Origin of the sequence: Pseudomonas sp. 18.1.10 (genome assembly GCF_024655625.1) — a bacterium.
Classification (GTDB): Bacteria; Pseudomonadota; Gammaproteobacteria; order Pseudomonadales; family Pseudomonadaceae; genus Aquipseudomonas.
Genome location: NZ_JANLGL010000296.1, coordinates 1 through 5318, shown reverse-complemented (window position 1 = coordinate 5318; position 5318 = coordinate 1). Strand labels below are relative to the sequence as shown.

Below are 5318 nucleotides of genomic sequence, written 5' to 3'. Positions count from 1 at the left end.
TCAAAGATGCTCTGACTGAGCTACCGCATTCGCGAGCAAGCCCGCTCCCACATTGGTTTTTGTGTTCGACCTTTAATCGTGCATCTGGCCAAACCGGCCCGAGTGAAAGTCCTCGAACGCCTGATGAATTTCCTGCTCGGTATTCATCACAAACGGCCCATGCCCCACGATCGGTTCATCGATCGGCTCACCGCTGAGCAACAGCACCTTGGCATCGTCGTTGGCCTCCAGGCTGATCTGGCTGCCATCGCGCTCGAACAACACAAGCAGCCCTTGCCGCGCGACTTCCTCGCCGTTGACCAGCACCGTGCCGCGCAGGATCACCAGCGCGGTGTTGCGCCCGGCGTGCAGGTCCAGGGTCACGGGTTTGCCGGCGTTGAGGCGCAGGTCCCACACGTCGATTGGCGTAAAGGTCCGTGCCGGGCCTCTGGTGCCGGCGAATTCACCGGCAATCAGGCGCAGTTGCCCGGCAGCGTTGGCCAGCGGCAGCACGGGAATATCGCCGTCAACGATGGTCTGGTAACCGGCATCGGCCATTTTGTCCTCTGCCGGCAGGTTGACCCACAGTTGCACCATCTCCAGCGCACCGCCTTTGCGGGCGAAGGCTTCGGAGTGGAATTCTTCGTGGATGATGCCGCGGGCAGCGGTCATCCATTGCACGTCACCAGGGCCGATGATGCCGCCGGCGCCGGTGGAGTCGCGGTGTTCGACTTCGCCGTCGTAGACGATGGTCACGGTTTCAAACCCACGATGGGGGTGCTGGCCTACGCCGCGACGCTCCTCGGTGGGGGTGAAATCCGCCGGGCCTGCGTGGTCCAGCAGCAAAAATGGGCTGATGTGTTTGCCTAGGTTGTCGTAGGAAAACAGTGTGCGCACCGGGAAACCGTCGCCGACCCAATGGCCGCGTGGACTGGTGTAGATGCCGATGAGTTTTTTCATGGTGTTCCTCCAAAGTGGATACACCTTAAATCCGATAACAATAATGCGCTAGACGGCAAAAACGGCCTTGATCGTTCTACTGATAGAACGACATGCCGGCACCTCACGACAAATCCGCGTTAATGATAATGACTCGTAGTAATATCCGCCCTCTCACGCTCAACCCACCGAGGGCTGCAATGCCGTTTGCCGCAGCAACTGTCGCACCGCGCGTGCTGGTGGTGGATGACCACCGCAAAATCCGCGAACCGCTGGCCACCTATCTGCGCCGCCACACCTTCGAGGTGCGCACCGCCGAAGACGCGGCCGGCATGTGGCAGTTGCTCAAAAGCCAGGCGTTCGATGTGGTGGTGCTCGACGTGTTGCTGCCGGATGGCGATGGCTTTGAGTTGTGCAACCAGTTGCACCGGCGCAGCAATACCCCGGTGATCCTGCTGACCGCCCGCGACAGCGCCGCCGACCGCATTCGCGGCCTCGACCTGGGCGCCGACGATTACGTCACCAAGCCCTTCGAACCGCGTGAACTGGTGGCGCGGATCAACAGCGTGTTGCGCCGCCAAGGCCGCAATACCGCGCCCGTTGCCCCCAACAGTGGCACACGCGCGTACCAGTTCGCCGGCTGGCATTTCAGCGTCGCCAGTGCGACGTTGACCCGCGCAGACACCCCGGTAATTCAACTGAGCACCGCCGAAAGCCGCCTGCTGCAAGTGTTCCTCGACCACCCCAACCGCCTGCTGCCCCGCGAACGCCTGATCGACCTGACCGCCGCCGCCGACAGCGACGTCAGCGACCGCGCCATCGACCGCCAGGTCAGCCGCCTGCGGCGCAAGCTGGCCCAGGGCGATGCCGCGCCAGACCTGCTGCGCACCATCTGGGGCGGCGGCTACCTGCTGGCCGCCGAGGTCAGCGCGTGCACGCCCTGAGCCGGCTGTGGCCGCGCACCCTGGCGCGGCAGCTGAGCCTGTTGTTGCTGCTGGCGTTGCTCGCGTCCAACGCCATCGCGATGCTGTTTTTGCAACGCACCGGCAGCCTGATCCACCCGCTGTCCCGCAGTTTCAGCCTGGAACGGCTGGGCATCGCCCACCACACGGCCATCGACTTGCCGCCGACTGAAACCGCACACCTGCTGCAGGCGATGAGCACGGGCGACACACGTTTCTGGATCGCCGCCACGCCGGAAGTCCCACCGTTTGATCTGCGCCCGGAAGAACAACGCCTGGCCCGCGAACTGCGCAGCCAACTGCAATTGGACAACGCCGCCAGCCTCGGCATGCAGCTGGAACGCATCAGTGGCGCCAACGCCCGCACCCACGTGTTCAGCCCGGCTGGCTGGGCGCCGTTGCGCCTGCGCAGCAGCATCCCGTTGCCCAACGGCGGTTACCTGAACGCCGTGCAATACCCCGCCGGCGCCTATGAATGGGACCGCGTATTGGCCTACAGCCTGCCCGTGACCACGCTGCCGGTGCTGTTGATCGTGATGTTTTTTATCGCCCGCGTGGTCCGCCCGGTGAAAACCCTGGCCCAGGCCACCGAGCGCGTAAGCCGCGGCGAATGGATCGCCCCGCTGCCCGAAACCGGCGCGCAGGAAGCCCGCGACCTCACCGCCGCCTTCAACACCATGCAAGCCAACCTCGCGCGGCATGTCGAAGGCCGCACGCGGATGCTCGCAGCGGTCAGCCACGACCTGAACACGCCGATCACCGAACTGCGCCTGCAAGTGGAACTGCTGGAACCCGGCGAGCCCCGCGATGACATGCTGGAAAGCCTCGGCGAACTGAGCGCGATGGTGCGCGAAACTCTGAATTTCGTGCGCGATGATGCGGTGCAGGAAGCCACTACCACCCTGTCCCTGAGCGGCTTGCTGGATGACCTGGCCAAGCGTTATCAGCGCCTGCAACAGCCCGTCACCTGGCACGGCGCGCCGCCGCTGCTGCTGACCTGTCGCCCCTTGGCGCTGAAACGCGCCCTGACCAACCTGATCGACAACGCCCTGCACCACGCCGGCGATGCCAGCCTTAGCCTGCACCGCGAGGACGATGGCTGGCTGCGTATCGAGATCCTCGACCACGGCCACGGCTTGCCCGAGGACTGGTTGAGCAAAGTCTTCGAGCCCTTTGTGCAACGCGGCGTCAGCGACGGCGGTGTGGGATTGGGCCTGGCGATTGCACGCTCGTGCATCCAGGCCCATGGCGGCGAGCTGGTGCTGGAGAATCGCCCACCCGCCGGCCTGTGCGCCGTGGTGCGCTTGCCCGCCGCGCTTTAGAAGTTCAGCGTGGCGCCCATCCACAGCGTGCGGCCGTAGTTCACCGTGCCGTAGGTTTCATCGTCGAGGCGCTTGTCGGTGAGGTTGTTGAGGGAGGCGTTGAGGGTCAGCGAGTCGGTCACGTCGAACGAACCGCCGAGGTCCGCCGTGGTGTAGCCCGGCGCCGGCTTTTCAGTGGTGAGGGTGTTGCCGGTTTCCTCGCCGTAGTAGCTCAGCGAAGCCCAGGCCTGGGTGCGGTCGTTGATGCTCCATTCCGTGCGCACATTGGCTTTTTGCTCGGGGGTGAGGGCCAGCGGTGCGCCTTTGTTGGCGCCGCTTTTCTGTTCGGAATCGGTGTAGGTGTAGTTGGCCTTGAGCAGCACGCGGTCGTTGATGTCCCATTGGCCGTTGAGTTCGACGCCCTGGATGATCGCCTTGTCGACATTGACCCGCTCCATCACGGTGTAGCCATTCCACATACGGTCGGTGGTGACGGTGGAGAGCTTGTCCTGGAAGTCGTTGTAGAACAGCGTCACACCGCCCGAGAGGTTGTCGCGGTTGCTCCACAGCGCCGAGATTTCGTAGTTGGTGCTGGTCTCGGGCTTGAGGTCGGGGTTGCCGAACATCACGAAGCGGTTGCGCCGCAGGTAGGCGTAATCAGCGACCACCGCGCGCAGTTCCGGCGCCTTGAAGCCACGGGCGATGCCGCCTTTGAGGGTCCACTGCTCGCTGGCGCGCCATACGCCGTAGACCCGCGGGCTGATGTGGGCGCCGTACTCTTCGTGCTCGTCCAGGCGCAGGCCGGTGGTCAGGGCGAAAGTGTCGGTGACCGACCATTCGTTCTCGGCGAACAGGGCTTTTTGCGCGACGGAGAAGGTGTAGTCGACACGGTCGCCGAGGCCCTGGTTCCAGTCGGTCAGCTCGCTTTTGTTCCATTGCAGGCCGACGGTGCTGACGTTATGCGCGGTGGGCACCACCAGCTTGGCGTCGAACACGGTGTTCTTGATCTCGGGCTTGCGTCCGTAGATATCGGTTTGTGCCGGCGTGGCCTTGCCCTCGCGGCTGGAGGTTTCCTGGGACAGCGCGACGTCCGACGTGGCCCAGGCCCAGCGCCCCTGGTGGGACAGCGACCAGTGATCGCGGTTGTTCTCCTGCTCGCGCGTGGCCCAGTTGGCGCTGGTGCCGTCACCGTTTTTCAGGCGGGTGGCGCCGGCTTCCAACAGGATGTCGTGGTCGATGGACGGCGTGAAGGCCAGGCGCGCAGTGAGGTCTCGGTGGTCGGCGTTGCTGAAGCCATTGGTTTGCTCGATGTCGTCGTCGGCCTGGCGGTCGAGGTAACGGCCCCACATCTGCAAGCCGAGGACGTCTTCCTTGAGCGGGCCGCTGAGGTAGTACTGGGTCTGGCGCGCATTGCCCTGGTCGCTGTGCTGGCGCGCGGAATAGTCATAGCCGATGGAGCCGCCCCAAGTCGGCGAGACCTTGCGCGTGATCACGTTAATCACCCCGCCGATGGCATCCGAGCCGTACAACGACGACATCGGCCCGCGCACCACTTCAATCCGCTCGATGGCGGCGGCCGGCGGTACAAAACTCTGCTCGTAGCCGCTGTTGCCGTTGACCCGCGATTCACGCGCGCTCTGCCGTTTGCCATCGACCAAGATCAAGGTGTAATCCGCCGGCATGCCACGGATGGAAATGTCCGTTTCATTGGCGCCTCCGTTGACCGTCACCCCTTCCACATCTCGCACCGCGTCGCCCAAGTCGCGGTAGGACTTGCGGCGCAGGGTTTCACCATCAATCACCGTGACCGACGCCGGCGCATCTTCCACGCTTTGCGCAAAGCCGGCAGCCGTGACCACCACATCGTTGAGTTCCAGGGCAACGGGCTCGTCGGCATAGGCGTTAAAACTGCCGGCGACCAGCAGCGCCAAGGGGGTGAAGCGAAAAGCAGGAAGCATGGAGGGGGACCTTAGGAGTGGACTCAAAAGAGAATCGTAATCATCCAGGGCCGGATAACTTGGACAAAGTGTGACATCACCCCATGACGCCCCGCCCCCTCCAAAGTCATATGGAGATCAAAATGTGGGAGCGGGCTTGCTCGCGAATGCAGTGTGTCAGCCACTGATGTTCTGACTGA

Annotated in this window: 4 protein-coding genes; 2 read left to right on the top strand and 2 right to left on the bottom strand. The window is 63.8% G+C overall.

All coding sequences use genetic code 11. The annotated features are described in order from the left end of the window. Positions 1 to 72: 72 nt before the first annotated feature. The gene (locus NUV89_RS27200; RefSeq protein WP_257783745.1) at positions 73 to 939 is read right to left on the bottom strand and encodes a pirin family protein; all 867 of its coding nucleotides are present in this window, start codon (positions 937 to 939) and stop codon (positions 73 to 75) included. A 179-nt stretch (positions 940 to 1118) separates the two neighbouring features. Here NUV89_RS27200 and NUV89_RS27195 point away from each other — a divergent pair, with 179 nt between their 5' ends. Together NUV89_RS27195 and NUV89_RS27190 are read left to right on the top strand one after the other, a co-directional pair. Next, positions 1119 to 1862 (top strand): response regulator, encoded by a 744-nt coding sequence (locus NUV89_RS27195; RefSeq protein ID WP_257783744.1) that lies wholly within the window; start codon positions 1119 to 1121, stop codon positions 1860 to 1862. 20 nt (positions 1863 to 1882) lie between these two features. Then, positions 1883 to 3202: an ATP-binding protein gene (locus tag NUV89_RS27190; protein ID WP_257783746.1), complete on the top strand. Its 1320-nt coding sequence runs from the start codon at positions 1883 to 1885 to the stop codon at positions 3200 to 3202. Here the strand turns inward: NUV89_RS27190 and NUV89_RS27185 are convergent. Beyond that, positions 3199 to 5139 (bottom strand): TonB-dependent receptor domain-containing protein, encoded by a 1941-nt coding sequence (locus tag NUV89_RS27185; protein WP_257783743.1) that lies wholly within the window; start codon positions 5137 to 5139, stop codon positions 3199 to 3201. The genes NUV89_RS27190 and NUV89_RS27185 overlap by 4 nt on opposite strands. Between the last annotated feature and the right edge of the window lie 179 nt (positions 5140 to 5318).

Excerpts from the sequence above, each read along its gene's own strand:
- NUV89_RS27200 (WP_257783745.1), bottom strand. The coding sequence starts at position 939 with ATGAAAAAACTCATCGGCATCTACACCAGTCCACGCGGCCATTGGGTC.
- NUV89_RS27195 (WP_257783744.1), top strand. The coding sequence starts at position 1,119 with ATGCCGTTTGCCGCAGCAACTGTCGCACCGCGCGTGCTGGTGGTGGAT.
- NUV89_RS27185 (WP_257783743.1), bottom strand. The coding sequence starts at position 5,139 with ATGCTTCCTGCTTTTCGCTTCACCCCCTTGGCGCTGCTGGTCGCCGGC.